The organism is Microbacterium longlingense (genome assembly GCF_058349825.2).
This window is the reverse complement of the sequence record NZ_JBYRJA020000002.1, coordinates 307,004-332,946: the sequence shown is the minus strand read 5'-3', so window position 1 is coordinate 332,946 and position 25,943 is coordinate 307,004. Positions and strand designations below refer to the sequence as shown.

At 67.5% G+C, this 25,943-nt stretch carries 25 protein-coding genes and 1 pseudogene; 5 read left to right on the top strand and 21 right to left on the bottom strand.

Translation table 11 applies throughout. The features are described 5' to 3' along the window. Positions 1-42: 42 nt before the first annotated feature. The 3 genes and pseudogenes from AC3RXY_RS04525 to AC3RXY_RS04515 form a co-directional block, all read right to left on the bottom strand. Entirely contained in the window at positions 43-678 is a 636-nt protein-coding gene (locus AC3RXY_RS04525; RefSeq protein ID WP_491509706.1) for a class I SAM-dependent methyltransferase, read from the bottom strand. 854 nt (positions 679-1,532) lie between these two features. Beyond that, on the bottom strand, positions 1,533-2,096 hold the full coding sequence (locus AC3RXY_RS04520) for an SMI1/KNR4 family protein (RefSeq protein WP_491509705.1): 564 nt from the start codon (positions 2,094-2,096) through the stop codon (positions 1,533-1,535). Positions 2,097-2,138: 42 nt separating this feature from the next. Beyond that, positions 2,139-2,279: pseudogene (locus tag AC3RXY_RS04515) on the bottom strand (zinc finger domain-containing protein); the annotation flags it as partial. Between the two features lie 537 nt (positions 2,280-2,816). On the opposite strand from AC3RXY_RS04515, the gene AC3RXY_RS04510 reads away from it, so the two are divergent. Further along, on the top strand, positions 2,817-3,047 hold the full coding sequence (locus tag AC3RXY_RS04510; protein ID WP_491509704.1) for a helix-turn-helix domain-containing protein: 231 nt from the start codon (positions 2,817-2,819) through the stop codon (positions 3,045-3,047). Between the two features lie 81 nt (positions 3,048-3,128). Here AC3RXY_RS04510 and AC3RXY_RS04505 read toward each other — a convergent pair whose 3' ends face one another. The 10 genes from AC3RXY_RS04505 to AC3RXY_RS04460 form a co-directional block, all read right to left on the bottom strand. After that, on the bottom strand, positions 3,129-5,114 hold the full coding sequence (locus AC3RXY_RS04505; protein ID WP_491509703.1) for an ATP-binding protein: 1,986 nt from the start codon (positions 5,112-5,114) through the stop codon (positions 3,129-3,131). An 8-nt stretch (positions 5,115-5,122) separates the two neighbouring features. Continuing rightward, on the bottom strand, positions 5,123-6,289 hold the full coding sequence (locus AC3RXY_RS04500; protein WP_491509702.1) for an HNH endonuclease family protein: 1,167 nt from the start codon (positions 6,287-6,289) through the stop codon (positions 5,123-5,125). Then, a complete protein-coding gene (locus tag AC3RXY_RS04495) occupies positions 6,289-7,485 on the bottom strand; it encodes an adenine-specific methyltransferase EcoRI family protein (protein WP_491509701.1) in 1,197 nt (398 codons plus the stop codon). Before AC3RXY_RS04495 ends, AC3RXY_RS04500 begins: the two co-directional genes overlap by 1 nt. 173 nt (positions 7,486-7,658) lie before the next feature. Further along, positions 7,659-8,552 (bottom strand): pPIWI-associating nuclease domain-containing protein, encoded by an 894-nt coding sequence (locus AC3RXY_RS04490; RefSeq protein WP_491509700.1) that lies wholly within the window; start codon positions 8,550-8,552, stop codon positions 7,659-7,661. Positions 8,553-8,901: 349 nt separating this feature from the next. Then, positions 8,902-9,789 (bottom strand): bifunctional DNA-formamidopyrimidine glycosylase/DNA-(apurinic or apyrimidinic site) lyase, encoded by an 888-nt coding sequence (gene mutM / locus AC3RXY_RS04485; RefSeq protein ID WP_491509699.1) that lies wholly within the window; start codon positions 9,787-9,789, stop codon positions 8,902-8,904. Between the two features lie 30 nt (positions 9,790-9,819). Continuing rightward, complete coding sequence (rnc, locus tag AC3RXY_RS04480) at positions 9,820-10,545, bottom strand: ribonuclease III (RefSeq protein ID WP_491509849.1); 726 nt, start codon at positions 10,543-10,545, stop codon at positions 9,820-9,822. Between the two features lie 10 nt (positions 10,546-10,555). Next, a complete protein-coding gene (gene rpmF, locus AC3RXY_RS04475) occupies positions 10,556-10,765 on the bottom strand; it encodes a 50S ribosomal protein L32 (RefSeq protein WP_013586329.1) in 210 nt (69 codons plus the stop codon). Position 10,766: 1 nt separating this feature from the next. Beyond that, complete coding sequence (locus AC3RXY_RS04470) at positions 10,767-11,336, bottom strand: YceD family protein (protein ID WP_491509698.1); 570 nt, start codon at positions 11,334-11,336, stop codon at positions 10,767-10,769. Between the two features lie 67 nt (positions 11,337-11,403). Next, positions 11,404-11,901, bottom strand: coding sequence for a pantetheine-phosphate adenylyltransferase (gene coaD, locus AC3RXY_RS04465; protein ID WP_491509848.1), 498 nt, complete (start codon positions 11,899-11,901; stop codon positions 11,404-11,406). Positions 11,902-11,945: 44 nt separating this feature from the next. Further along, complete coding sequence (locus AC3RXY_RS04460) at positions 11,946-14,120, bottom strand: ATP-dependent DNA helicase RecG (RefSeq protein ID WP_491509697.1); 2,175 nt, start codon at positions 14,118-14,120, stop codon at positions 11,946-11,948. Between the two features lie 69 nt (positions 14,121-14,189). Here AC3RXY_RS04460 and rsmD point away from each other — a divergent pair, with 69 nt between their 5' ends. Next, entirely contained in the window at positions 14,190-14,774 is a 585-nt protein-coding gene (gene rsmD, locus AC3RXY_RS04455; RefSeq protein WP_491509696.1) for a 16S rRNA (guanine(966)-N(2))-methyltransferase RsmD, read from the top strand. Here rsmD and thiL read toward each other — a convergent pair. Beyond that, positions 14,714-15,739 (bottom strand): thiamine-phosphate kinase, encoded by a 1,026-nt coding sequence (gene thiL, locus AC3RXY_RS04450; protein ID WP_491509695.1) that lies wholly within the window; start codon positions 15,737-15,739, stop codon positions 14,714-14,716. The genes rsmD and thiL overlap by 61 nt on opposite strands. A 22-nt stretch (positions 15,740-15,761) precedes the next feature. Here thiL and AC3RXY_RS04445 point away from each other — a divergent pair, with 22 nt between their 5' ends. Further along, positions 15,762-16,250 (top strand): DUF3515 family protein, encoded by a 489-nt coding sequence (locus AC3RXY_RS04445; RefSeq protein WP_491509694.1) that lies wholly within the window; start codon positions 15,762-15,764, stop codon positions 16,248-16,250. Positions 16,251-16,267: 17 nt separating this feature from the next. Here AC3RXY_RS04445 and AC3RXY_RS04440 read toward each other — a convergent pair whose 3' ends face one another. The 7 genes from AC3RXY_RS04440 to AC3RXY_RS04410 form a co-directional block, all read right to left on the bottom strand. Further along, the gene (locus AC3RXY_RS04440; RefSeq protein WP_491509693.1) at positions 16,268-17,344 is read right to left on the bottom strand and encodes a D-alanine--D-alanine ligase family protein; all 1,077 of its coding nucleotides are present in this window, start codon (positions 17,342-17,344) and stop codon (positions 16,268-16,270) included. Beyond that, positions 17,250-18,398, bottom strand: coding sequence for an NAD(P)H-dependent glycerol-3-phosphate dehydrogenase (locus AC3RXY_RS04435; protein ID WP_491509692.1), 1,149 nt, complete (start codon positions 18,396-18,398; stop codon positions 17,250-17,252). Before AC3RXY_RS04435 ends, AC3RXY_RS04440 begins: the two co-directional genes overlap by 95 nt. Next, positions 18,388-19,173 carry a lysophospholipid acyltransferase family protein gene (locus AC3RXY_RS04430; RefSeq protein ID WP_491509691.1) on the bottom strand — a complete coding sequence of 262 codons (786 nt, stop codon included), beginning with the start codon at positions 19,171-19,173 and terminating at the stop codon, positions 18,388-18,390. The genes AC3RXY_RS04435 and AC3RXY_RS04430 overlap by 11 nt, the downstream gene beginning before the upstream one ends. 8 nt (positions 19,174-19,181) lie before the next feature. Then, positions 19,182-20,543 carry a UDP-N-acetylglucosamine 1-carboxyvinyltransferase gene (gene murA / locus AC3RXY_RS04425; protein ID WP_491509690.1) on the bottom strand — a complete coding sequence of 454 codons (1,362 nt, stop codon included), beginning with the start codon at positions 20,541-20,543 and terminating at the stop codon, positions 19,182-19,184. Positions 20,544-20,625: 82 nt separating this feature from the next. Beyond that, positions 20,626-21,243 carry a 3-isopropylmalate dehydratase small subunit gene (leuD, locus tag AC3RXY_RS04420; RefSeq protein ID WP_491509689.1) on the bottom strand — a complete coding sequence of 206 codons (618 nt, stop codon included), beginning with the start codon at positions 21,241-21,243 and terminating at the stop codon, positions 20,626-20,628. A gap of 1 nt (position 21,244) precedes the next feature. Next, entirely contained in the window at positions 21,245-22,699 is a 1,455-nt protein-coding gene (gene leuC / locus AC3RXY_RS04415) for a 3-isopropylmalate dehydratase large subunit (RefSeq protein WP_491509688.1), read from the bottom strand. Between the two features lie 247 nt (positions 22,700-22,946). Beyond that, on the bottom strand, positions 22,947-23,945 hold the full coding sequence (locus tag AC3RXY_RS04410) for a TerC family protein (RefSeq protein ID WP_491509687.1): 999 nt from the start codon (positions 23,943-23,945) through the stop codon (positions 22,947-22,949). 248 nt (positions 23,946-24,193) lie between these two features. Here AC3RXY_RS04410 and AC3RXY_RS04405 point away from each other — a divergent pair, with 248 nt between their 5' ends. Both AC3RXY_RS04405 and AC3RXY_RS04400 read left to right on the top strand, forming a co-directional pair. Continuing rightward, positions 24,194-24,751, top strand: a complete 558-nt coding sequence (locus AC3RXY_RS04405) for an RNA polymerase sigma factor (protein WP_491509686.1) — start codon at positions 24,194-24,196, stop codon at positions 24,749-24,751. Further along, positions 24,748-25,890: a DUF4349 domain-containing protein gene (locus tag AC3RXY_RS04400; RefSeq protein WP_491509685.1), complete on the top strand. Its 1,143-nt coding sequence runs from the start codon at positions 24,748-24,750 to the stop codon at positions 25,888-25,890. The genes AC3RXY_RS04405 and AC3RXY_RS04400 overlap by 4 nt, the downstream gene beginning before the upstream one ends. The last annotated feature ends 53 nt before the right edge of the window (positions 25,891-25,943 follow it).

Here is a 25,943-nt window from a genome sequence, read left to right as displayed (position 1 = left end):
TTCAGGCGTCCTCGGTCGAGCGCGCCCACGGGACCGATATCGCTAGATGCGTACCGCCAGAAGCGCGCCGTGTGGCCGGGCGGAGGGATCTGTGCGCGACGCCGTGCGGGTCACCGTGAAACCCGCCCGTTCGACCTCCGATACCAGCAGCTCCATCGGCCAGGAGTAGGCGGTCGTGACGGCGTGGTCGAACGGCGCCACGACGGCGCCGGCGAAGAACCCGATCGCGAGACCGCCGCCGCGTCGGATGCCTCGGGCGAACTCGGTGAGCGGTTCCGACATTCGCGAGGGATCCGTGTGGATGAGCGAGTACCAGGCGAGCACACCCCCGAGGGCGCCGTCATCGACGCCGAGGTCGTGCGCGACGCCGACACGGTACCGCGCGCGCGGATACGCAGCCTTCGCCATCCGAATGAACTCCGGCGCGGCATCGACACCCTCGACGTCGATCCCGAGTCCGGTGAGGTGGGCCGTCCACTGCCCCGGCCCGCATCCCACGTCGAGCACCGGCCCGTCCAGACCACGAGCCCACTCCTCGACGAGAGCGAGGTCGGCGCGCGCGACGTGCTCGATCCGCCCGACGGCGTCAACGTACTCGGCCGCGCGCGCCCCGTATGAGGAGCTGACCCGGGCGATCTCGCGACCCGTCAGAGAACCGCCTCGCTCATCGCCCACCATCTCTCCCTCCCTTTCGACCGCGCCCGGCGACCGACGTCAGGCAGATCTGCGCGCACGACACCCGTGCCGTTCGACCGCAGCTCTCGATCACGTCGTCCCCTTCCTGCCCCCCTCATGCTCTGCGCGCATGGTCGGCAACGCCACACGACACGCGCTCGGCCCGATCCGAGATCTCTGGATCCGTTGTGTCCCGCCAGAGTCTGCGACGTCACCCCGGGTGACGCAGACCGCGGACAGCGGCAGGCGATCGATGGTTTCAACGGCAACCAGGGCCTCAGACGAGGAAACGAACGCTCTGTCGTGGACGCCCGGCTTCGTTGGTCTCACCTTCCACCGGGTGCGCCGTTTCGAAGGAGGAGCTGTGCTGGGCGGATGCGGCCGCATCGCGCATCTCAACGCTTCCGCCGGCGGCGCGGGCACAAGGGCGAGGAACGGTTCATGAACTGCGCGCGACGGATCGGTCCACCGCGTCGCGGACACGGCACTCCCCCGTGCCCGCACGCGTTGAGCGAGTGCGCGATGTACCTCGCCTGCCGCATTCTGACGTTCACCGGTCGAGATTGTCCGAACGCCGGACACTATGTGCACGATCAATCAGCGGCGTCACCCTCTGCCCTGAGTGTCTCGTCCAACACAGCGAGCACAGGGGCAGGCTTCCCGCCCTGCAGTCCTTTCCCTCCACGGCCTCGCAGCGGCTGGCTGGAAGAGTACACCGGGGCTTACCCAGGCTGAGCCGTCTGCCTCGGTCAGGGCCCCGGCAGTCCAGCCGTATCCGACGACGCGCCTCACTCTGCGAAATTCTGCTGCGCGGTCTTGTTCAACGATGCCACCGTGACGCTTCGCAGGAGGCACACCTAAAGAGAAGGGTCGACGACAAATTCTTCTACGTTTTCTTGCAACCAGGCAAGTGACGAGGCGAGGTACGAACCACCGTCGGGGGCGACAAAGGTGACTTCATCTGGATCGTGCACGAACGCAATGATCTGCCCCTGAGCTCCTTCTGGCGCAGGATCGCAGTCCGCAAAGAGCACCATCGTGGAGCTCTCCCACGCGGCGAACGGAAGCCAGCCCGGCAAGAACCACCCGTCTCGGATGCGGGAATCGCGGCGATCGTCCTGTTTATAACCCTCGTATTGCGGCGCAATGCGTTGCAATCGGTCACGCAAGCGCAGGCTCTCCGTCGTGGAGAGAAAGTCGAAGCCCGTGAAGAAGTTGGGCCGGGTGAACACGGATGTGCTCGAAGGGCCACCATCGGCTGTTCGCCAGAGCTCAACCAGCCATGTCGGGACTCCCGACCCGAGAGCAGCGATTCTCTCTTCCGTCGCCGGATCGTTGAGCGCGAAAGCTACGTCCCGCTCACGGTAGCTGCGTCGGACGGCGTCGAGGTACGTGCCGGGGCTGAGAACGTCGGCGGTCATCGATCCTCCTTCGGACGAGAAGTGATGAGACAGCGGCCAAGCTTAGCGAACCCGCTGACAGCGCGGGCAGAAGTGCGAGGATCGCCCGCCGATGACGAGGCGGCGGATCGGAGTGCCGCAGCGCTGGCACGGCTTCCCGGTGCGCCCATAGGCATTCAAGGAGTGCGCGAAGTAGCCCGACTCCGCTAGATAGATACGTTCACAAGTAGTTAGTCGAATCATCATTCGAGAGCGATTCAACTGGGCTGTCGAACCTTGCTCGAGATCTTACCGAGAGCGGTGGACACGCCCGTCGTTTCGTTTCGCGCGCACTGAGATGCTTGAGGAGAACGTCGCGCAGGAAGACTCTCTGCTCATAGCTGAGCGGCGGGGCCGCCTCGCGAATCCTCCTTACATGCTCGTCGTGGGCGTCCAGCCGAACACCTGGTCCAAGTCCGAGACGCGGACCATCACCTTGCTAACAAGACGCCCGCCTTCCGTCGTCACCCGCTCTGTGCGCGCGGACAACATCCCCTGCTTCACCCGTCGCCGGATAACGTCGCGGCTGCACTCATGACGTCTCGCAGCGGCGGCGACGTCAAGCCAGCCGTCTTCGCGCATCGGGCACCTCCCACTCTCCCTGCACCAGCAGCAGGCTCGTGGCATTGACGTTCACGCCTAGCCGCTGTGACTTATCGTCCGTGGACTCATCGTCAGCGTAGCGAAAGCGTTGGGGGATGAGTGAGTCGGCGCATCGCATCGCATCGCATCGCGTTCGGCGAGCGCATTCGCAACCTCCGCCAGGAACGTGGCTGGGTATCCCAGGAAGCCTTCGCCCACCACGTGGGCTTCGACCGTACCTACATCAGCGGCATCGAGCGAAGTCGACGGAACCCGACGCTCGACATCATCGTGAAGCTCGCGCGGGGGCTCGACGTCACCCCGTCGGCGCTCCTGTCGACGATCAAGTAGACCTGTAGAGCATCTTTACCAACAATCGAGCCGACCGACACGCACCCCCGAGGCCTCACTGGCCCGCGGATTAGTAGGACCTCATTCGTTGATCGCTGAGTCATCCTCGATCTGGTCAGCGAGCAGACCCTCAGGGATAACGTCGCCGTGGTTTCGGCGCAGGTAATCCCGTGCGTCTTCGAGGGAGGGGTCGTGCTGCAGGCTCTTCTGGAAGTAGTCGAGCCGGCGCTTCGCGTCATCGATGATCTGACCCCAGTCGCGTACCCAGACCCTGACCTTCGCTCCCGGCGCATCCGGGAGGTCAGGCTCGAACACGACCCCACGTTCCCGGTTCTTCTGGTTCGCCTCCTGACGGACGACGTCGTCGATCTCGCCCGTCACGAGCCAGAAGTCCCACTCCGTGGTGCTACTCGCGAACCGCGGGTCCTTGGCCACTGCCATCGCGTACGCCTTGATCTGTGCCAGTTCCTTCTGCCCTGCTGGGATCTTCGGGGCTTTGAGCTCGACGACGAGGTGCCGGTTCCGGTCGTGCTCGGTGGCAGCGACCGAGAGCAGGAGATCGAGCCGGCCCGACTTCCCATCGAGCAGCTTCACGGGCGTCTTGTCGGTGCGCGGCTCCTCGAGCAGCTCTCGGTGCCGATCGAGCGCGGCGGTCAGGCCCCGCTCGCTCACCATGAGGTTGTACTGCTCTCCGAAGACCCATAGCTCGCTCTCGAGGATCTTGTGCAGGTGGTCTCGCTCACCCACCATCTTGTTCGTCTCGGGGTCAAAGACCATAAGTTCGAGGGCGCGGAGGAACTCGAGTCGGTTGGTGACATTGCTCGACGCTTGTATTACCCGCGACAGACTCGTGCGGGTGAGGAGACGCTCGAGCTGCTCCCTCTCGTCGGCGGGCAGCCCCACGTACTCGTCGAGCAGCGCTGAGACATCGCTCGGCCGCTGCTGGAGCGACTCGCGCAGCAGCCCGAGAGTGAGCTTCTTCTGCTTCTTGCCGCTTGGGATGTGCCTACGGATCGACGTGGCGACCACATCGAAGGTCGCTCGCTCGACCTTCTCCTCCTCCGTCTCCGGCTCGCCCTGGTACGGGTAGACGTTGCCTTCCTTCCACTCCTCAACGAGTTCACGGCGACGCTGGGCGCGCCGGCCCTCGAAGTGCTCGTCGAGCGCCCGGTCGACCTCGGCGAGCAGCATTCCGAGAACCGAGGGTGCGCTCTCGAGCTTCGCGAGGAGCCACTCGTTGTGGTGCTCGGGCATCTCGTCCCACATGACGTAGGCCGAGTACCGGAAGTCGGCGGACGGCGCGGTGTCGAGCGCGTCCACCGGCACGCCTTCGCCGTCGCAGAGGTGGACAGCGCGCTCGTTGCCCGCTTTCCACTCGATGATCCGGAGCTTCGCCTGCCGGGTAACGGCCTCGTGCTCCCACTCCAGGTCGTAAGTGGTGTCGAAGTCGATGACGTCATCGGGCTGGATCCGCGAGCCGTCGTAAAGGATCTCGACGTCGTCACGGGCGAGCAGATACGGCGCGAACGTCGCCGTGATCCGGTCGCGGGCCTTGTCGGCGTCGAGGCGATCCAGGGCATCACGACCCGAGGCGATGAACCGCGTCCCAGTGCCCTCGTCGGTACCCACGGGGTCCGCGATGTCGAAATCGTTCCGCGCGTTGACCGAGGAACGGACGACTGAACGAAGACGCTTCCCGTCGATGCTGTCGGCGACGGTTACCCATTCGATCTGAGTGCCGAGAGCGAACGCCCGCAGCCGGCCCTGGCCGAAGCGACCGTGCAGTGGGCGCTGCTCGCCCTTGCTGCGACCGGCCATCCGCTTCCACGAATTACCGACCCATCGGAAGGCGGACGACAGCTCCTCGGGAGCCATGCCGTGCCCGTCGTCGGTAACCTCGACGCCGATCACGCCGTCGGCTTCGTTGCGGTGCAGCACCGCCGATACGGAGTGGGAATCGGCGTCGAGACTGTTCCACACGAGCTCCACGACCGCCTTGACTGGATCGTTCTCGTGGGCAAGCCGCTCGACGAGGTCATTGCCGGCTTCTAGGGAGATCCGAGTCATGGCGTTGCCTAGCGGTTACCCTTAGCGCGATTGTGGGTCACGCAGAGCATGCTCAGATTGGACAGGCTCGTCGATCCGCCCTTCGACCAGGCGGTCACATGGTCGGCGTCCATCTCGTTCTGCTTGTAGATCCGGGCCTTGTTGCTGTCCCCGGCGATCGTGCACAACGGGCAGTTCGACTCACCCGCGGCCTTGGCCTTGGTCGTCTGCCGCTCGTAGGCGACGCGCTTGTCTTTCGCCTCGAACAGGCGGATGTCGAGCAGCTGGGGCTTCGTCTCGCCATCGAGCAGATACTCGTAGATGCCCTTCGGGCTGTGCACGGCGGGGTCACTGCGCAGTTCGTTGATCCGGTCCTCGAGCTTCGCCGAGCTGTAGGACATCGTGTGGTGTTCCTCGTAGAGTCGGCCCCACTCGAGGCCGCGCATCTCCTTGTCCGGCGGACGGATGAAGACGCCGGCGACCCAGTCGATGACCGAGGTGAAGTAGTTCTTCAACGCGGCGATGTCGGCGTCTTGGCGGTGCTGGGCGAGGTAGGCGTCGATCGTCAGGCCCTGCGAGGCCGCGACCCACTCGAGCGCCTCCTCGAGGATCTGCTGGCGCTTGGGATCACCGTTGACGTACGACTGCCACTTCTGCATGTTCGCGTTGTTGGAGTTGGAGTACTCCGCCTTGGCCTTGGTGATGAACGGCCCGGAATAGATCGCGTTGCGCAGCTCCTGCCTGTTCAGCGGGACGCCGGCGATGTTGATCGTCTGGAACCAGGCCTTGATCTCGTCCTCGGTGCCGTCGCACTCGTAGATGTCGAGCTTCGTGTCGAGGATCGTGCGCTGGAGGTTGTTCGACAGCGACGAGAACGTCTGCTCCTTGCCGCCGACCTTGATCGCGAACTTGCCGGTGACGAACCGACCGACGCTGGTGATGCGCTGCTGGCCATCGAGCACCTCGAGAGCGGATCCCTCGACGTTGAAGTAGATGAGCCCGAGCGGGTACTCCTTGAGCAGCGAGTCGATCACCGCGACGTCACGCTTGCCGTCGTTGTAGATGTAGTTGCGCTGGTACTCCGGCTGGATGACGAGCCTGCCGTCGAGCCCGAACAGGCCCTTGCCCTCAAGCTCGTTGTAGACGAAGCCCTTGAGGACCTCTTCGACGGTGTAGTGCTTGAGCTCGGTGTCCATCAGACGTCCTTCCGGCGGATGAGGATGCGCTTGTACGCTGTGTGGTAGGTCGGCTCGGTCAACCCGAGGCGGCGGTGGCCGGCGCTGTTGCCCCCGGTGCCGCCCTGCGCGTAGTAGGTCTTCACGAACTCATCGCCGAGGGTCCCGACGCCGATCCGGCGCAGCTCGTCCATGTCGTCGCCATGCGCGAGGATCTCGAACTGCTCAGGGTTGTACTTGTCCAGGAAGGTGATCGGCACGCCCATCACCCCGTCGTAGTCGCTCGGGATCGAATCGACCCACGGGACCTCGATGGCCTCGGGGAAGTTGTAGTAGCGCTGGTACCCGACACCGCGGACGTCCTTGTGCTTGGAGAACCTGATGTTGTCGTCCATCGTCATCAGCTGCAGCGGCTCGTGCCGGCGGCCGTGGTCGATGTTGGTGAACCAGCAGGCGTTGCCGAGCCTGGTGAAGTCGTGCTCGTCTGTCGACGGGTACCCCATGCGCTCGGCCTTCGCGCGGTCGGCCTCCTTGAGTGGGAAGCCCTTCGGCACACCGAACACCATGTCGGTGCTGTTGGCCGTCGCGCCCTTCCAGAGCCTGTTCTGCTTGATGAGAGGGAAGATCTCCACGTACGTGGTGGCGTTGCTGTTGCCGATCACCGAGAACGTCTTGCGACCTTCGACGAGCCAGCCGACGAAGGCGCGGAACAGGCTGAACGGCGGGTTGGTGATGACGATGTCGGCCTCATCGCGCAGCGCGGTCACCTCGGCGCTGCGGAAGTCCCCGTCGCCTTCCAGGTAGTCCCACTTCAAATCGTCGATGTTGACGACGCCGTCGCCGTTGATGTCCTCCGGCTCCAGGACGAACTTCTTGCCGTTGGCGTGTGTCTTGGTCTCGTCGAACTTCGGGTCGTCCATCTCGAAGAGCGTCGGCTCGTAGGAGAACAGTGCCGGGTTGCTGTCCGGGGCGTAGGAAGTCGAGATGAGCTTCTTGAGCCCGAGGTCGACGAAGTGGAGGGCGAAGAACTTGGCGAAGTTCGACCACTCGGGGTCGTCGCACGGCAGCAGGATGACCTTGCCGCGGAACACGTCCGGGTCGTACTCGAGGTAGGCGTTGACCTCGCGCTCGATGTCGGCCCACTGCGTGTAGAACTCGTCATTCTTGGCCGCCTTGGCCGCATTGAGGCTCGAAGTCCGATTCACGACCATCGACATGCTCTCCCTTTGTGACCCGGTGCACCGCCGGGGCGGGGGCACTTCCTCGTCAGGTCATCGTATCGGGGAGGGCCGACAGAGTTCGGGAGACGACACCGACCACACCGCTGCGCGACGCCCTGCCCCGATCGTTCGTTCGCGAGGACGGATCCACGCTGAAGCAGCGCTGAGGCTCAGACTACGCAGAGCGCGTGGATGAAGCCGATCGCCGATTCGACCCGGAGACGCAGAGCGCTCAGCTGAGTGATGGTGAATCGCCCGGCATGCCCGTGGGTGCCGTTGTTGAAGTCGCGGAAGAGCCCCAGAACGTTGTCCATGTCCTCTTCGACGAGATCCTCGATGGAACCCTCGTCGATGCCCTTGCGCCGCAGGAGGAAGCCGACCTTGGCCCGCCGCGTCGGCACTCCCTTGTCGGTCCGATCGCAGGCCGGGTCGGCCTCCGCGACGCGAGCGTCTGGTGCCGCGCCATCAATCATCGCGATGAGCACCTCGCGGGCACTGGTACAGAAGTGGCGAGCCGCGTCAGGGTTTCGCGGGCTCAGGGAAAACAGAGCCCCAGTCCATCGATCGACCAAGTCCTGCCCGAAGGTCGCGAGCTCAGTCTGCATGCTCGGGCCACGCAGCTCATCCTCTGTCGGGTCGTCCTCGGGAGCACCGTCGTCGTCCATCGCGTTGAGCAGGTACGCGCTATTCGCGACCTCCTCGCTGCCGCGATCGACGAGCTCGCGGCCAGCAGGCGTAAGCGTTCGGCCTACCAGGCTGTCCTCGGTTGCCGTGTACGTGCGCGCGAGCGTCTCGACCGACGCCCGGTAGGTGACGAAGGTCGTCGCTGCCGGACGTGACTTCAGGCGGCGGATCTCCTGCTCGAGCCGTCGACGCTGATTCTCGACTCGGGAATTATGGGCACGCGCCTTGGCGTTGTAGGCGCGCACCTCACGGTTGTAGTCACTCACGGCCTTCTTGATTGCCGCGTTATGCCGCCGGGCCTCGCGGTTGTAGTTGTCGATCGCCTGCTTCTGCTGGCGCTGTGCTTTGTTCACCGCGGCCTTGAACTGCGCGGGTGTCATCTTCCGAACCATCCATTCAGTATGGATGCGACCACGGACGTTCCTATCGAAGCGGATGTCGGACGGCAGGTGTGATGCGGAAGAGAAGTGCCCGCACGAGGCCGAGAGGCTACGCCGCCAACGAACTATGCCCTGTTCTCCGCGATCAGATCCCGAGCGGGACGATTCGACTTGTCACGAGCATCGACTCGTCGTCGGAGATCCACGACTGGCTGAAATGCGGAACACAGCAAGGCCAAGCACGATTGCCGTATCGGTCAGTACACGTTGACGTACAGCAAGTGGAGGCAGGACCCACCAGGCGATGTGCAAATGATGGTGGTGCTCTGACGCGCCTCGTTTGCTCAAGCTAGCGCTTTGGCTGGCAGACCAGGCAAAAATGGCTAGAGCGGTTCATGAACTTCTCTCGTACGATGAGGGAGCCACAGCGCTTGCAAGGCTCTCCGTCACGCATGTACACGTTCAGGCTCCGGGAAAAGTAGCCCGCCTGCCCGTTGACGTTGACGTACTGGGCGTCGAAGCTCGTGCCGCCCTCGGCGAGGGCCTTCTGCAGCACGGCGCGCATCTCGGCGAGCAGCCGCCGGACGGCAGCTGCAGAGAGAGCGACGCCCTCGGCCTCCGGATGGATGCGAGACGCCCACAACGCCTCGTCGGCATAGATGTTGCCGATGCCACTGATCAGTCCCTGATCCAGCAGCACGCGTTTGATCGCTGATCGACGACGCCGAACAGCGACGACGAACGCGGCGTCGTCGAAAAGGGGATCGAGAGGATCACGGCCGATGTGCGCCGCCTGCGCCGGAACGAGGCCCCCGCCGGCATCGGGCTGCAGTGAATCGACCGCGAGCGATCCGAACGTGCGCTGGTCGGCGAACACGACGGCCAGCTCGGCATGCTGCGGGTGCTCGATGAACAGCCGGATGCGCTCATGACGCTCCGGCGGCGCGCCCGGACCGCGCAGCAGCATCTGGCCGCTCATGCCCAGATGCACCAGCACGGCCTCGGCGCCGCCGCCCGGCGTCCGGTCCGCGCCGCGCAGCGGCAGCCAGAGGAACTTCCCGCGCCGCGCCGTGCTGTCGATCACGGCACCCTCGAGACGGGCGACGAAATCGGCAGCGCCCGGCGCGTGCCGTGTCAATGCACGCTCGTCATGCACGTGCACCGCCGTGACTCTGGCGCCGGTCACCGCCGGCGCCAGCCCGAGGCGCACGACCTCGACCTCGGGAAGCTCAGGCACCACGCACCTCGCGCCCGCGCGCCACCACGTTCAGTCGCGACCGCTCAGACGCTTCCACGCGTCGAGAGCGGCCGCCATCTCGGCGTTCTTCTTGCTGGTGCCTTCGCCGATGCCGCCGCGCTCACCGAGCGGCGTACCGGGACCCACGGAGACGGTCGCGGTGAATCGGCGGTCGTGATCCGGCCCGCGCGACTCGACCGCATACTGCGGCGGCTGCGCGCCGATGCGCGCCGCCAGCTCCTGCAGGGCGGTCTTCGGATCCATCGCCGCGCCGTAGCGCTCCGGGTCGGCCAGGAGCGGCTCGACAAGACGACGCACCAGGGCCGCGGCCGGCTCCTGACCGGCGGACAGATAGGTCGCGCCGATCACAGCCTCCATCGTGTCGGCCAGAATGGAGTCCTTGTCGCGCCCACCGGTACGCTCCTCGCCCTTTCCGAGCAGCAGATGGTCACCGAGCCCGATGCCGCGCGCCACCTGGGCGAGAGCGACCGTCGACACCACACTGGCACGGCGTTTGGCGAGCTCGCCCTCATCGACGTCGGGGAGGCCGGTGTACAACAGGACGGTCACGGCCTGACCGAGCACGGAGTCGCCGAGGAACTCGAGACGTTCGTTGTGCGGGATGCCGCCGTTCTCGTACGCGTACGAGCGATGCGTCAGCGCAAGACGAAGCAGCTCGGCGTCGATACGGACGCCGAGCTGCTCGACAAGCTTGGCGAACGCCTCCGGGGCGTTCTCAGCCGGGGTACTGATCAGAAATTCCTGATCAGACGTCGGCGACCTTGCGGCCCTTGTACTCCAGGAACAGCTCGGTGCCCTGGGAGTCGGTGACGACCTTCGCCTGGTGCGGACGGCTGTAGACGACCTTGCCGTTCTCGATGGTCTTCACCAGGGCGGGGGCCTCCGCCTTCCACTGCGCGCGGCGCGAGCGGGTGTTCGAACGGGAAACTTTGCGCTTCGGGGGGTTACCGGCCATGTCAGCTCTCTTCTGTGCTCTCGGAATCGCGGCGGTCCGCCGCTTCCTGCTGGTCTGTGATCTGCTGGAGCGCGCTCCATCGAGGATCGATGGGAGCGACGGACTCCGAACCGGCGCTTCCGGTCAGCTTCTCACCCGTGACCGGATCAAGGCCGGGGCAATCCGGCTGACACACCGGCTGAAACGGAAGCGACAACACGATCGCATCCCTGACGGGAGTTTCAAGATCCACGTGGTCGTCTTGAACCTCGAAGTCAGTTGCTTCCTCCCCAGGATAGGCGAAAAGCTCCTGAAACTCGACTTCGACAGGCGCAGAGATCGCTTCCAGGCATCGGCCGCACTCTCCGCGGTACTCCGTGTCGATCTCGGCGGTGACGAGGATGCCCTCGTGCACCGACTCCAGCCGAACGTCGATGTCGACCTCCGTGCCGGCTTCGACGGCGACGATGCCCTCCCCCCACTGCTCGGGGATCGGGACGGTGAGACGGTGCTCGCGCATCTCGCCCGGGTGGCGGACGATATCGCGCACGGGCACCACGAACGGGCCGTTCAGTCTGTTCTTCACCCCCATATCCTACGGGGGCTCGCCCGTGAGGAGGCCGAACGGCGGGGGTGCGCCGGATCGCCCGGAAGGTGCCTCAGAGCCCGCGGGCACCGGTGTCGAGGAACTCCGCGACCACCGGTGGCACGAACGGCGAGACGTCGCCGCCGAGTGCCGCGACCTGCCGCACCAGCGAGCTGGATACGAGAGCGTGTGCGGGATCCGGCAGCAGGAACACCGTCTCGATCTCGGCGAGATGACGATTCACGATCGCCATCGGAGACTCATACGCCACGTCGATCTGCGACCGGATGCCCTTGACGAGCACACCGGCGTTCACGTCGCGCGCGTAGTCGACGAGCAGGCCCATGCTCCACGAGCCGACGATGAGATTACCGGGGAGGCCGGCGTCTTCGATCGAGCGTTCCAGCAATGACAGCCGCTGCGCGATCGGCAGCATCGCTTCCTTGCCCGGGTTGTGCACCACGAGCACATGCACCTCATCGTAGAGACGGGCCGCGCGGCTGATGACGTCGATGTGCCCGAGCGTGGGCGGGTCGAAGGAGCCAGGGACGACGGCGATCCGGCTGTTCATCATGTCTCTCAGCGTAGCGCGCCGACAGGAGCATCGATCGCCGTTCAGTTCTTGGCGAAGGCCGCCCTGTCCTCCGCCGACACCCGGCGCTCGATCGATTCCCGCAGCCCGGGGTGATCCGCCAGCGGAGGATCGTCCGCGAGAATCCTGGCCGCCTCCTCCCGCGCGGCCAGGATGAGGTCGGCGTCGGTGACGACGCGCAGCAGGCGCAGCGACGAACGCGCTCCCGACTGCGCCGCGCCCAGGACATCGCCCTCTCCGCGAAGCTCGAGATCGACCTCGGCGAGGGCGAATCCGTCGGTGGTGGCGGCCACCGCCTCGACGCGTTCGCGTGCGGGCGTGCCGGCCTCCGCCTCGGTGACCAGCAGGCACAGGCCGGCGGCAGAGCCACGGCCGACGCGGCCGCGCAGCTGGTGCAGCTGGGAGACGCCGAAACGATCGGCGTCCATGATCACCATTGCGGTGGCGTTGGGCACGTCCACGCCCACCTCGATCACGGTCGTGGCGACGATGAGGTCGATGCGCCCCTCGGAGAAGGCGCGCATGACGGCGTCCTTCTCCTCCGCGCTCATCTTCCCGTGCAGGATCGCGGTGGTGCGCGCACCCAGCCGGGGATGTGTCTGGAGCAGATCGTGCAGCTGCACCACGCCCCAGCGCGGGCCGTTCTGCGCGCCCTCCTCCGGCGGCTCTGGCGGCGCCTCGGCTCCGTCGTCACCCCCCGGTTCGGCGTCGTCTGTATCGATCGCCGCGCACACCGCGAAGACCTGATGTCCGGCATCGATCTCCTCCGCCGCACGTTCCCAGACCCTGGCGAACCAGGAGGGGTGCTCTGCGAGGGGCGCGACGAACGTCTGGATGCCCGCCCTCCCTGTGGGCATGCTGCGGATCACGGAGGTGTCGAGATCACCGAAGACGGTCATCGCCACGGTGCGCGGAATGGGCGTAGCGGTGAGGACGAGCACGTGCGGACTGGTGCCCTTGGCCCGCAGGCCCTCCCGTTGCTCCACCCCGAATCGGTGCTGCTCGTCCACCACCACGAGCCCGAGATCGGCGAACGTCGTCTTGTCGCTGAGGAGCGCGTGCGTGCCGACCACGATGCGGGACTGCCCTGACGCGACGCGCAGCGCCGCCTGGCGGCGCTCCCGCGCGCCTTGCTGGCCGGTGAGGAGGGTCGGGATCAGCTCCGCGGCGAGGTCGGGCCCGAGCGTGCGTACGATCGAACGGAGGTGCTGGGCAGCGAGGACCTCGGTGGGGGCGATGAGCGCTGCCTGGCCGCCAGACTCGGCGACCTGCAGCATCGCCCGCAGCGCCACCAGGGTCTTGCCGGAGCCGACCTCTCCCTGGACGAGACGATTCATCGGCTGCTCTCCGGCGAGCTCCGACGCGATCGTCTCCCCCACGGCGCGCTGATCCTCGGTCAGCGCGAACGGGAGCGCCGCATCCAGTCGCGCGACGAGGCCACCGGGTGCCGCCGGACGCGCTCGGGTGACCTGAGCGCGGATCCTGGCGCGCTGCTGCAACAGCGCGGTCTGCAGCACGAGCGCTTCATGCATGCGAAGGGTCTCGATCGCCGGAGCGATCTCGGCCCGGCTGCGCGGGCGGTGGATCCGTTCGAGGGCGGTGCGCGCGTCGAGCAGGCCTTCCCGCTCCCGCCTCTCCGTCGGAAGGGGGTCGGGAACCTCGCCGAGCTGGTCGAGCACCGTGCCGACGAGCTTCTGTATGGTCCAGCTCGTGAGAGCCGATGTCGCCGGATAGATCGGGATCGGCGTCATCGCGAGGACGCTCGCCGAGGCCCGCGCCTCGGCCTCGTCTTCGAACAGCTCGTACTGCGGATGGGCGAACTGCAGCGTTCCCCGATACGCTCCCACCTTCCCGGAGAAGACCCCCCGCCGTCCCACCCGCAGCTCGTTCATACGGAACGGCTGGTTGAAGAAGGTCATGGTGAGCTGACCCGCGCCATCGCCGATGACGACCTCGGTGAGATGACCTCTCTTGGCGCGCATCGGACGGCCGGTGCAGCTGACGACCTCGGCGACGATCGTCACCGTCTCGCCGATGGGGAGATCCCTGATCGGCGTCAGCTCGCCCCGGTCCGCGTAGCGACGCGGGTAGTGCCCGACGAGATCTGCCACGGTCGACATCCGGAAGGCGCGGGCGAGCTGCTTCGCCGCGGCATCACCCAGCGCCTCAGCGAGGGGCGTGTCGAGTCCGAAGGCCATGGGACGAGTCTAGGCAGCCGGTCGGACACCGGCATGACCGCGTGCCGGCCGAGCGCGTATCGTGATCGGGTGACCAGGATCATCGCGGGAGCCGCCGGAGGCGTCCGGCTCGACGTCCCGAGCGCCGGCACACGGCCCACGAGCGACCGTGTCCGCGAGTCGTTGTTCGCCGCGCTGGAGTCGGCGGATGTGCTCCACGGTGCCCGGGTGCTCGATCTGTACGCCGGGACGGGCGCGCTGGGGCTCGAAGCGCTCAGCCGAGGTGCGGTGAGCGTCGACCTCATCGAGCGCTCTCGCCCGGCAGCGGCGGTGATCCGCCGCAACGTCGCGCGCGTCGTGAAGGCACTCGGGGTCGAGGTGTCCGCGCAGGTGCACGACGTGGCTGTGCGCGCCTTCCTCACCCGCGGGACGGGCCCGTACGACCTGGTCTTCCTCGACCCGCCCTACGACATCGGCGACGACGCGCTCGACGGCGACCTGGCCGCGCTCACGCCGCTGCTCTCCCCCGATGCCCTCGTGGTGGTCGAGCGTGGCGCACGCGCATCAGAGCCGGGCTTCGCCGCGGCCGGTCTGGAACAGCTCAGGGACAAGGCCTACGGCGACACCCGCGTCTGGTGGGCAGAGCCCGGCCCGTCCGCGGCGCCGTCACGATAAGGATCCCATCCGCGCACCGCCACCGGTGCCGCATCGCACAGCACCGGATGCGCGGCGCGATCCTGCACCCGGCCGACGACCCGGAAACCTGCGGGGACCTCACCGAGCGGAAACGTCGCGAGGAGCGCGTGATCCTCGCCGCCCGAGAGGGCACCGGCCGGGTCGGGTCCGAGGGATGCGCTGTCGAAGGCGAGGGTCACGCCCGAGGCGTCCGCGATCCGCGACGCGTCGAGGGCGAGCCCGTCTGAGACGTCCATCATCGCCGTGGCGCCCGCGGCGGCGGCCGCAGCGCCGAGCGCGATCGGCGGGAGAGGACGCAGCTGGCGATCGACCGCTTCGCGCTCTGCGGCTGTCAGCACATCCGGATCGACCGGAATCGCTTCGCCGCCCCGGCTGAACCGTCCGAACAGCAGCGCCAGGCCGGCCCCCGCGCGTCCCGCATCGCCTGCCAGCGCGATCACGTCCCCCGCCCTCGCGCCGGCCCGCGTCACGGGAGCCCGTCCCTCCAGATCGCCGAGCGCCGTGACGGCGACCGTCAGCACATCCGAGGTCGCCAGGTCGCCGCCGACCACCGCGCACCCCGGCGCCAGCGCGTCGCAGGCGTCCTGGAGCCCCTCTGCGAGAGCCGCCACGAAGGAGAGCCGCGTGCCCCGCGGCGCTGCCAGGGCGACGAGGAGAGCCGTGGGACGGGCGCCCATCGCAGCGACGTCGGCGAGGTTGACCGCCGCCGACTTCCACCCCAGCGCGTATCCGTCGGTCCATGCCAGACGGAAGTCCGGCCCGTCCACGAGGCTGTCCGTCGTCGCGACGACCGAGCCAGACGGAGCGGCGATCACAGCCGCGTCGTCGCCGGGCCCGAGGAGCTCATCGGCAGCGGGCCGACGACGCGCGAGGATCGTGCGCAGCACGGCGCCCTCGGAGATGTCTCCCAGGCACGGGTCGTCAGGGGTCGGGATGGAGCTCATCCCCCCACGGTAGCCTGGGAGCATGCAGCGCAACGTCGGATCGGTCCGTCCCGCTCGATCGGTCGTCGGAGCCGCCGCGCTCGTGCTCGTCGCCGTGCTCTCCGGGTGCACTGGCACCGTGAGCGCCACCCCTGCTCCCAACGCGAACGACCCGCTGTGCGCCGAGGTCAGCGTGCGCGCGCAGGCGCTCCGCGCGATCGGCGATCAAGAGCGGCGCTGGACCGACGCCCAAGCGACAGCAGCCTGGGGTTCCCCCCTGTCGGTGCTGCTCATCTGCGGGGTGCCGTCACCCGGGCCGAGCACCCTGCAGTGCGTGACCCTCGGCGGCGTGGACTGGCTGGTGGACACCGAGGAGTTCCCGGTGCTGCGCATGGTGAGCTATGGGCGCGAGCCCGCCGTCCAGGTCAACGTGAACACCAAGATCGTGAGCTCGAACGACGTGCTCGCCGTGCTCGGTTCGTACGTCTCGAACATCCCCGCCACCACCGCCTGCACCGACCCCGACGCCTGAGACGCCGGGGGCGGGCATCAGGCCAGTGCGTTGTCGATCAGGGCGGAGATCAGCTCCGTATAGGTCATACCGGACACGGTCCAGCACTTGGGGAACATCGAGATCGGCGTGAACCCCGGCATCGTGTTCAGCTCGTTGACAACCAGCTCGCCGTCCGCTGTGAGGAACATGTCGACGCGCGCCAGGCCGCGCCCGTCCACGGCGAGGAACGAGCGGATGCCGGCGTCCTGCACCGCCGCGACCTCGGCGTCGGTCAGGTCGGCCGGGCAGGCGAGGTCGACGCCGTCGCCGCCCAGGTACTTGCCCTCGAAGTCGTAGAAACCGCGTGCGGTGAGCAGGATCTCTCCCGGCAGGGAGGCATGGACGCCATCGGGGCGCTGCAGGATCGCGACCTCGATCTCGCGACCGCTGATGCCAGTCTCCACGAGCACCTTGTCATCTTCAGAGAAAGCCACGGCCATCGCCTGCGCAAGCTCGTCGGCTGTCTCCACCTTGGACACACCGACGCTCGACCCGGCGCGAGCGGGCTTGACGAACACCGGGAGTCCCAGGGCCTCCGCGGCGTCGCGCACCGACGCAGGGTCACGGTCCCAGTCCCCCTGTCGTACCGTGATCCACGGGGCGACGGAGATTCCCGCGGCCTGGAGCGCGATCTTCATGAAGTGCTTGTCCATGCACACCGCGGAGTCGAGCACGCCGGCACCGGCGTAGGGCAGACCGAGGGTGTCGAAGAAACCCTGGATCGTGCCATCCTCCCCGTGCGGTCCATGCAGGATCGGCAGCACGGCATCGACGCTGCCCAGCTCCTCGATCGTTCCGTCCGCCCGGCGGACGCGCAGGGTCCGCTCCCCCGGCTCCGGCCAGACCACCCGCGTCCCGTTGTCGACGACCTCGGGCAGATGCGCGGCATCGAGGGCGAAATGCGCCGGGTCGTCGACCTCGAGCACGAAGACGCCGTCGCGGGTGATCCCGACCGGGATCACCGTGAAACGATCGCGATCAATCGCCCCCAGCACCCCGCCCGCCGTCGCGGAACTGATCGAGTGCTCGCTGGAACGCCCGCCGAAGAGCACCGCCACGGTCTGCTTGTCCATTCTCGGTCCTCTCACCCTGAGGGGTGTCGTCATCTGTGGTCAGGTGTGGCGCGATGTCGCGCGGGTTCATCGTGCCGTCGAGCACCATCTTCACCTGCTCGACGATCGGCATGTGCACGCCGGCGTCACGAGCGAGCTGGAGCACGGGGGCGACCGACGCGAGCCCTTCCGCCGTCTGCTGCATCTGCGTGACGACGTCTTGGAAGGCGTACCCCTGCCCGAGCAGGCGCCCGGCGGTGTTGTTGCGGCTCAGCGGCGACTGGCAGGTCGCGATGAGATCGCCCAGCCCGGCGAGCCCCTGCAGCGTCTCCGGCTTCGCACCATAGGCCACGGCGAAGTCGGTCATCTCCACCAGGCCACGCGTGATGATGGACGCCTTCGTGTTCTCGCCATAGCCGACCCCGTCGACGATGCCGATGGCGACCGCGATGAGGTTCTTCAGCACGCCGCCGAACTCGGTGCCGATCACGTCGGTGTTCACGAAGCTGCGGAAGTAGCGGTTGCGGGCCCGCCGCGCCACCGCGTCGGCGGTCTCCGGCCGGACGGAGGACACCACGGCGGCGGTCGGCTGCTCCCGGGCGATCTCCAAGGCCAGGTTGGGTCCGGAGACCACCGCGATCCGGCCGGGGTCGCACTGCAGCTCCTCGGCGATGACCTCGCTCATGCGCAGCCCGGTGCTGCGCTCGACGCCCTTCATCAGGCTCACGATCGGCACATCGGACGACATCAGCAGCGGACGGAGCCCGGTGAGGTTCTGGCGCAGCGACTGGGCCGGCACCGAGAGGTACACCTGCTCCGCGCCCTCGATGGCCCGCGACAGATGCGGGGTCGCCGTCATCGAGCGGGGCAGATTGACGCCCGCCAGATAGTCGCTGTTGCGCTTGGCCTCGGCGATCTCCTGGGCGAGCTCTGGGCGCCGCGCCCACATCGTGACATGCGCGCCCCCGTCCGCCAGAATCTTCCCGAACGTGGTCCCCCAGCTTCCGGCGCCGATCACCGCGACCCGTGGCAGCGCGATCTTCGCGGTCCGCAATGGTCCGGTCTTAGGAGTCAAGACGCCCCGTCTCCTTCTGTCCGTGATCGGAGGGGTTCCAGCGGTTCGCCGGCGCCGTCTCGCCTCTGGCCTGCTCGAGCAGCGTCGTGATCGCGGCCATCAGACGGTTGGTCGCCTCGGTCAGCGCGGCGGGCTCGTTGGCCCGTCCGCGCAGGTCGGCGAGGTCGACCGGCTCACCGATCCACATCTGCACGCGCCGGCGCGGCGGCCAGAACCGGATTCCGCGCGAGTAACGCCCCATCACGTCCTGGACGCCCCACTGGGCCACCGGGATGAGCGGGATGCTCTCGTCGGCCAGCGCCAGGCGCGCAGCGCCCGACTTCCCGCGCATCGGCCAGAGGTCCGGGTCGCGGGTGAGGGTGCCCTCGGGGTAGACGATCACGCCGCGGCCGTGCTCGACCAGCTCTCGCGACTGCGCCATGGTCTGACGCGCCGCGGCCACCGAGGCGCTGCGCGCCACCGGGATCATGCCGGTGCGCCGCAGCACCCAGCCCAGCACGGGAACGCGGAAGAGGCTGTCCTTCGCCATGAACCGCGGAGCCCGCCCGAGCCGCCAGACGCCGACCGCCACCATCACCGGGTCCAGCTCGGAGACGTGATTGGGTGCCAGGACGAAAGCGCCGTCACGCGGCAGCCGACCGGGCCCGTGGAACTCGATCCGGCACAGATAGGAAGCGACCGGGACGATGAGCCCGGCGAGCGGCCAGAAGATGCTGGGACGACGCTTCTCGGGAGAACCCTTCCCGCGCGGCTTCCACTCGGACGACGAGGTCATACGTCCGATTATCCGATGACGTCGTAGTCGGCGCCCAGCGCCGTCAGCTTGTCGAGGAAACGCTCGTACCCGCGGCTGAGGATATCGATGCCGCTCACGACGGACTCCCCTTCGGCGGTCAGTGCCGCGATGACATGGCTGTAACCGCCGCGCAGGTCCGGCACCTCGATGACCGCGCCGTGCAGCGGGGTGGGGCCGGTGACCACCGCGGCCTGCTCGAGCTCGCGGTGCGGCACGCGACGCGGGCCATCCTGCAGGCCATGCGGATACACGACGATGTCTGCCCCCATCTTGACCAGCGCCTGGGTGAAGCCGAACCGGTTCTCGTACACGGTCTCGTGCACCACCGAACGCCCCTCGGCCTGGGTCAGGGCGACGATGAGGGGCTGCTGCCAGTCGGTCATGAAGCCGGGATGCACATCGGTCTCGACGATCACGGTCTTGAGCTCGCCGTCACGACGGAAGAGGATCCCGTCCTCGCGGATGTCGAACCACCCGCCCGCCTTGCGGAAGACGTTGAGGAAGGTCAGCATCTCCTGCTGCTTCGCGCCCCCGACGAAGATCTCGCCGTCCGTCGCGAGCGCCGCGCAGGCCCATGAGGCCGCCTCGTTGCGATCGAAGATCGAGCGGTGATCATAGCCGCGCAGGCTGTCCACCCCCTCGATCACGATGACGCGGTTGGGCTCATAGGAGATGATCGCGCCCATCTTCTGCAGCAGCGCGATGAGATCCATGATCTCCGGCTCGATCGCCGCGTTGCGCAGCTCCGTGACGCCCTTCGCCCGCACGGCGCTGAGCAGCACCTGCTCGGTCGCGCCGACGCTCGGGTAGGGCAGGTGGATGTTGGCGCCGTGGAGGCCGTTGGGCGCGGAGAGGCGGATACCGCTCGGCTGCTTCTCGACCACGGCTCCGAACTTGCGCAGCGCATCGAGATGGAAGTCGATCGGCCGGTCGCCGATCCGGCATCCGCCGAGATCGGGGATGAACGCCTGACCCAGGCGGTGCAGCAGCGGGCCGCAGAACAGAATCGGGATCCGGGAGGCCCCGGCGTGCGCGTCGATCTCCTCGAAGTGCGCAGACTCGACCCCGCTCGGGTCGAAGACGAGGGAGCCGGGCTCATCGCCCTCGACCACCTGGACGCCGTGGACTTCCAGCAGCGACCGCACCACGGCCACGTCGCTGAGGTCTGGGACATCGCGCAGCGTGCTCTTCGACTCGCCGAGGAGCGACGCCACCATCGCCTTGGTCGCCAGGTTCTTCGCGCCCGTGACGTCGACGCGCCCCCGCAGGGGACGTCCGCCCCGGATCGCGAGCACGTCGCCGGAGGGAGCCGACGTGCGGTCGGACAGGTCGCGCAGGGGGATGGTCATGTCGAGAGCCTCACTTCATCACACGGACCGCGGCTGGAGCCGCGAGGGCACACGTGTGCCCCGGGCCCTCGCGACCCCCGCCTCAGCGGACGGGAAGTGTGCGCGGCCGCCACGATTCGCGGCGGGCCTCGAACTGCGCGATCTTGTCTTCATTGCGCAGGGTGAGCCCGATGTCATCGAGCCCTTCGAGGAGCCGCCACCTAGTGTAATCGTCCACACCGATGGGAGCCTGGAAGACAGCCTCGCCTGTCGCGGGATCCGGGACGGAGACCGTGCGGGCCTCGAGGTCGACCGTGACAGAGCGGCCAGGAGCCTCGTCGATGAGCTGCCAGATTCGCTCCCGGTCCTCCTCCTCGATCGTCGCGGCGAGGAGGCCCTGCTTGCCGGCGTTGCCGCGGAAGATATCGGCGAAACGGGGGCTCAGGACGACGGAGAAACCGAAATCACGCAGCGCCCAGACCGCGTGCTCGCGACTCGACCCTGTGCCGAAGTCCGGGCCAGCGACGAGCACGGATGCGCCCTGGAACGGCGCCTGGTTCAGTACGAAGTCGGGATCCTGACGCCAGGCGAAGAACAGCGCGTCGTCGAAGCCGGTCTTGGTGACGCGCTTGAGGAAGACCGCGGGGATGATCTGGTCGGTGTCGACGTTCGAGCGCTTCAGGGGCGCGGCAATACCCGTGTGGGTGGTGAACTTCTCCATGTCAGGCTCCAACCAGCTCGCGGACGGGCTCCAGGTCGCTGGGGCTCGAGAGGGTGCCGCGTACGGCGGTCGCCGCGGCGACGAGCGGTGACACCAGATGGGTGCGTCCGCCCTTGCCCTGCCGTCCCTCGAAGTTGCGGTTCGAGGTCGACGCGCACCGCTCGCCCGGCGCGAGCTGATCCGGGTTCATGCCCAGGCACATCGAGCAGCCGGCGAAACGCCACTCGCCGCCGAACTCCTTCACGATCGTGTCGATGCCCTCGGCCTCGGCTTCGATCCGCACGCGCGCCGAGCCGGGCACCACCATCACGCGCACACCATCGGCTTTCGTGCGGCCCTGGATGATCGACGCGAAGGCGCGCAGATCCTCGATCCGGCTGTTGGTGCACGATCCCATGAAGACGGCGTCGACCCGGACGTCCTTCAACGGCGTCCCCGGCGTGAGGTCCATGTACTCCAAGGCCCGCTCGGCGGCCGCGCGCTCGTTCGGGTCCTCGAAGGACGCCGGGTCCGGCACGGAGGCGGACAGCGAGCTGCCCTGGCCGGGGTTGGTGCCCCAGGTGACGAAGGGCTCCAGCTCATCGGCGTCGATGAAGACCTCGGCGTCGAACACCGCGCCCTCGTCGGTCGGAAGCGTGCGCCAGTAGGCGACCGCGTCCTCCCAGTCCTGGCCCTGCGGAGCATGGGGTTTTTCCTGAACGTAGGCGAACGTCGTCTCGTCCGGGGCGACCATGCCGGCACGCGCGCCGGCCTCGATCGACATGTTGCAGATGGTCATGCGCCCCTCCATCGAGAGGGCGCGGATCGCGCTGCCGCGGTACTCCAGCACGTAGCCCTGGCCGCCGCCGGTGCCGATCTTGGCGATCACGGCGAGGATGATGTCCTTGGCGGTCACGCCGGCCCTGAGGGTTCCTTCGACATTGATGGCCATCGTCTTGAAGGGCTTGAGCGGCAGCGTCTGGGTCGCCATCACGTGCTCGACCTCACTCGTGCCGATGCCGAACGCCATGGCCCCGAAGGCGCCGTGGGTCGAGGTGTGCGAGTCTCCGCACACGACGGTGATGCCCGGCATGGTCAGACCCAGCTGCGGACCGACGACGTGCACGATGCCCTGCTCGGCGTCGCCCAGCGAGTGCAGGCGCACCCCGAACTCCGCGGCGTTGCGACGCAGCGTATCGATCTGGGTGCGACTGGTGAGATCGGCGATCGGCTTGTCGATGTCGAGGGTCGGGGTGTTGTGGTCCTCGGTGGCGATGGTCAGATCGAGGCGGCGCAGCGGCCGGCCTTCCGCGCGGAGGCCGTCGAAGGCTTGCGGGCTGGTCACCTCGTGCACGAGGTGCAGGTCGATGTAGATCAGATCCGGTTCGCCGTTCTCACCGCGGACGACGACGTGGTCGTCCCAGACCTTCTCGGCCAGAGTGCGCGGGCGGTCCGCAGATGCGTCGGTGGATGTCATAAGTCGATCTCTCCTGGGTTCTGGACTCTCGGCCCACGCAGAACTCCGCGACGAGGGAGGCCTAGTTAGTCGAGGTCTCGTCGCGGCCGCTAAGGAGGAGCGCCCAACGCATTCGGCCAGCATACCACTCGGCCGGAGCCCGACCGCGGCCGGCCCGACTCAGGCAAACTCGCCCCCAGGGCGACGGAAACTCGGTTTTCCGGCTTCCGCGGGTGAGTCTGCCTGAGTTCGGGGGCGTCAGACGGACTCAGCCGCCGCGCGGAGCGTCGAGCGCGCGCTGACGGTCGCGCGAGGAGGCGATCAGGCTCGCCACCGTTGCAACCACCATCGAGGCCACGATCACGCCCAGAGACATCCACGTGGAGATGTCCGGCACCCACTCGATGTGCTGGCCGCCGTTGATGAAGGGCAGCTCGTTCTCGTGCATCGCGTGGAAGATCAGCTTCACGCCGATGAACGCCAGGATGAACGCGATGCCGTAGTGCAGGTACTTCAGCCGGTCCAGCAGACCGCCCAGGAGGAAGTACAGCTGGCGCAGCCCCATCAGAGCGAACAGGTTCGCGGTGAAAACGATGAACGCGTTCTGCGTGATCCCGAAGATGGCGGGGATCGAGTCGAGCGCGAACAGCAGGTCCGTCATCCCGATCGCGAAGAACACGATGAGCATCGGGGTGAACATCCGCTTGCCGTCGACGACGGTGCGCATCTTCGTGCCGTCGTAGTCGTCGCTGATCGCCACGCGACGGCGCAGCATCCGCACCAGGAAGTTCTCCTTCTGCTCCCCTTCGTCCTCTCCCCCGAACGCCTGCTTCCACGCCGTCCAGATCAGGAACGCGCCGAAGAGGTAGAAGATCGGCAGGAAGTGCTCGATGATCGCCGCACCCAGCAGGATGAAGATCGCGCGCAGGATGAGCGCGATGATGATGCCCACCATCAGCACACGCTGCTGATAGGCACGGGGCACGGCGAACTGCGACATGATCAGCACGAACACGAACAGGTTGTCGATCGACAGGCTGTACTCGGTGAGCCAGCCGGCGACGAACTGCCCGGCGTACTCCCCGCCGGCGAAGACCCACATGAGCCCCGCGAAGACCAGGGCGAGCGCGACGTAGAACACCACCCAGAGGGTGGACTCCCGCGTCGAAGGAATGTGCGGACGCTTGATGATCAGCAGCAGGTCGAGGACCAGGATGAGGGTGAGAACGACCAGCGAGCCGATCTCGAACCAGAGAGGAAGCTCCATCAGGACCTTTCGGAGGGGTGAGTGAAGGACCGAAAGTCTCTCCCCCGCATCGAATGCGGCGCGTGCCCGGACCCGCGACTGAGCCGGGTCGTGATGACGAACACGCGATGACGGGATACTCCCTCTCGCCCGTCCACCCTAACCGGCCCACCAGGAAGATCCGCACAGGTTGAGCGGGCTCGGAGAGTTCTGAGACGATTCGGCCACCGGCGACACCTGTCTACCGAGAGACACTGAACGGAGCCGAAATGCCCCAGACGTCCACGGATGCCGAACTCGCCGCCCGCGCGGGCGAGGGAAGCGAGACCGCCTTCCGCCAGATCTACCACCAGTACGTGCGGGCGGTCTACTGGATCGCCCACGGAATCCTGCACAACCCGGCGGATGCCGAGGACGTGACCCAGGAGACCTTCGTCGCCGCGTGGCGCAAGCTGCCTGGCCTCGAACTGGCGAGCGAATCGCTCCTGCCGTGGCTGGCGACGATCTGCCGTTTCCAGGCGGCGAACCGCCTGCGCCGGCAGATCCGCGAACGGGAGAACACCGCGGAGGCCGCCGAGGAGACCCTTCCGGCGGTCATCGATGTCGAGCAGCAGGTGATCACGGCCGAGCTGGCGGGACGCATCGCCGACCGCCTCGACTCCCTCACCGATCTCGATCGCGAGGTCTTCCTGCTGTGCGCAGCACAGGGATATGGATACCAGGCCGCCGCTGTCGAGCTCGGGGTCAGTCACGGTACGGTCCGCAACCGTCTCTCCCGTGTACGAGCACATCTGCGTGAAGAGCTGAGCGAAAGGGACGAGGCATGACCAGGGAAGCCGATCAGGTCAACGGGGCCGAGCAGCACGCTCGCACCCTGCCGGGCGAACTGCCCGAACTCTCCGAGGAGAGCATCAACCGCATCGAGACCGCTGTCTTCGAGCGCATCGGGGCCTCGCCCGCGAAGGCGACGGCGACGGCGCGCGAGGCGGCATCCCGCCGGCGCCGCGTCTGGCCCGCGTTCCTGGGCGTGGCCGCGGCGTTCGCCGTCGGGATCGTCGTGGGGCCGGGGATCCTGAGCACCATCGAGAACGGTCAGGGCGCTTCATCCGCCGACGGCGGTGCCCTGCCTGGAGTGGCCTTCGACGGAGCGACGGTGGAGTCCGCCGACGGCGTGACGTTCCATACCAACGACGCTCTGGAGGTCCAGAGCGCTGCCGGCTCGCCCGCAGGGCGTGCCGGGACGGGCGCCGACGCCGCCGGCCGCGAGGTCATCAAGAACGGCTCAGCCTCCGTCGAGGTCGACGACGTCGACGCCGCGATCGACGCGATCCGCAAGATCGCCGAGGATGCCGGCGGGCGTGTCGAAAGCACCAGCGTCGGCACAGACCCCGGCATGCCCTATCCGGCCGACGGCCAGAGCACCGAGCGGGAGACCCCCGCCTACGGCTGGATCAGCATCCGGGTGCCGGCGGACGACCTCGACCGCACCATCGCGGGGCTCGCTGATCTGGGGCGTGTGGTGAGCAGCTCCTCCTCAGCCAACGATGTCACCGCGGTCGCGATCGATCTCCGTGCCCGCATCGAGGCGACGCAGGCGTCGGTCGATCGTCTGACCGACCTGATGTCTCAGGCCGGGAGCGTGAGCGAGCTGATCGAGGCCGAGATGGCGCTGACCCAGCGCCAGGGCGAGCTGGAATCGCTGACCGGACAGCTGGATGACCTCGAGGGCGCCGTGGCGATGTCGAGCATCTCCATCGAGCTGCGCACAGTCGCCGCGCCCGCCTCCGCCGACCCCGCCGGCTTCGGCGACGGGCTGGCGAGCGGTTGGAACGGGCTGATGGCCGCCTTCAACGGTCTCGTCGTCGCTCTCGGGTTCCTTGTGCCGTGGCTGCCCGTGATCGCCGTCGCCGGCGTGGTGATCTGGCTGCTCATCCGGCGTCGTCGGGGCCGGGCATCGCAGGTCTGAGACGACGCGACGACCATGCTCCGGGCCGGGACCGTTCCCGGCCCGGAGCATGG

Excerpts from the sequence above, each read along its gene's own strand:
- AC3RXY_RS04525 (WP_491509706.1), bottom strand. The coding sequence starts at position 678 with ATGGTGGGCGATGAGCGAGGCGGTTCTCTGACGGGTCGCGAGATCGCC.
- AC3RXY_RS04520 (WP_491509705.1), bottom strand. The coding sequence starts at position 2,096 with ATGACCGCCGACGTTCTCAGCCCCGGCACGTACCTCGACGCCGTCCGA.
- AC3RXY_RS04505 (WP_491509703.1), bottom strand. The coding sequence starts at position 5,114 with ATGACTCGGATCTCCCTAGAAGCCGGCAATGACCTCGTCGAGCGGCTT.
- AC3RXY_RS04500 (WP_491509702.1), bottom strand. The coding sequence starts at position 6,289 with ATGGACACCGAGCTCAAGCACTACACCGTCGAAGAGGTCCTCAAGGGC.
- AC3RXY_RS04495 (WP_491509701.1), bottom strand. The coding sequence starts at position 7,485 with ATGTCGATGGTCGTGAATCGGACTTCGAGCCTCAATGCGGCCAAGGCG.
- AC3RXY_RS04490 (WP_491509700.1), bottom strand. The coding sequence starts at position 8,552 with ATGACACCCGCGCAGTTCAAGGCCGCGGTGAACAAAGCACAGCGCCAG.
- rpmF (WP_013586329.1), bottom strand. The coding sequence starts at position 10,765 with ATGGCCGGTAACCCCCCGAAGCGCAAAGTTTCCCGTTCGAACACCCGC.
- AC3RXY_RS04470 (WP_491509698.1), bottom strand. The coding sequence starts at position 11,336 with ATGGGGGTGAAGAACAGACTGAACGGCCCGTTCGTGGTGCCCGTGCGC.
- coaD (WP_491509848.1), bottom strand. The coding sequence starts at position 11,901 with ATGAACAGCCGGATCGCCGTCGTCCCTGGCTCCTTCGACCCGCCCACG.
- AC3RXY_RS04460 (WP_491509697.1), bottom strand. The coding sequence starts at position 14,120 with ATGGCCTTCGGACTCGACACGCCCCTCGCTGAGGCGCTGGGTGATGCC.
- thiL (WP_491509695.1), bottom strand. The coding sequence starts at position 15,739 with ATGAGCTCCATCCCGACCCCTGACGACCCGTGCCTGGGAGACATCTCC.
- AC3RXY_RS04445 (WP_491509694.1), top strand. The coding sequence starts at position 15,762 with ATGCAGCGCAACGTCGGATCGGTCCGTCCCGCTCGATCGGTCGTCGGA.
- AC3RXY_RS04440 (WP_491509693.1), bottom strand. The coding sequence starts at position 17,344 with ATGGACAAGCAGACCGTGGCGGTGCTCTTCGGCGGGCGTTCCAGCGAG.
- AC3RXY_RS04430 (WP_491509691.1), bottom strand. The coding sequence starts at position 19,173 with ATGACCTCGTCGTCCGAGTGGAAGCCGCGCGGGAAGGGTTCTCCCGAG.
- murA (WP_491509690.1), bottom strand. The coding sequence starts at position 20,543 with ATGACCATCCCCCTGCGCGACCTGTCCGACCGCACGTCGGCTCCCTCC.
- leuD (WP_491509689.1), bottom strand. The coding sequence starts at position 21,243 with ATGGAGAAGTTCACCACCCACACGGGTATTGCCGCGCCCCTGAAGCGC.
- leuC (WP_491509688.1), bottom strand. The coding sequence starts at position 22,699 with ATGACATCCACCGACGCATCTGCGGACCGCCCGCGCACTCTGGCCGAG.
- AC3RXY_RS04410 (WP_491509687.1), bottom strand. The coding sequence starts at position 23,945 with ATGGAGCTTCCTCTCTGGTTCGAGATCGGCTCGCTGGTCGTTCTCACC.
- AC3RXY_RS04405 (WP_491509686.1), top strand. The coding sequence starts at position 24,194 with ATGCCCCAGACGTCCACGGATGCCGAACTCGCCGCCCGCGCGGGCGAG.
- AC3RXY_RS04400 (WP_491509685.1), top strand. The coding sequence starts at position 24,748 with ATGACCAGGGAAGCCGATCAGGTCAACGGGGCCGAGCAGCACGCTCGC.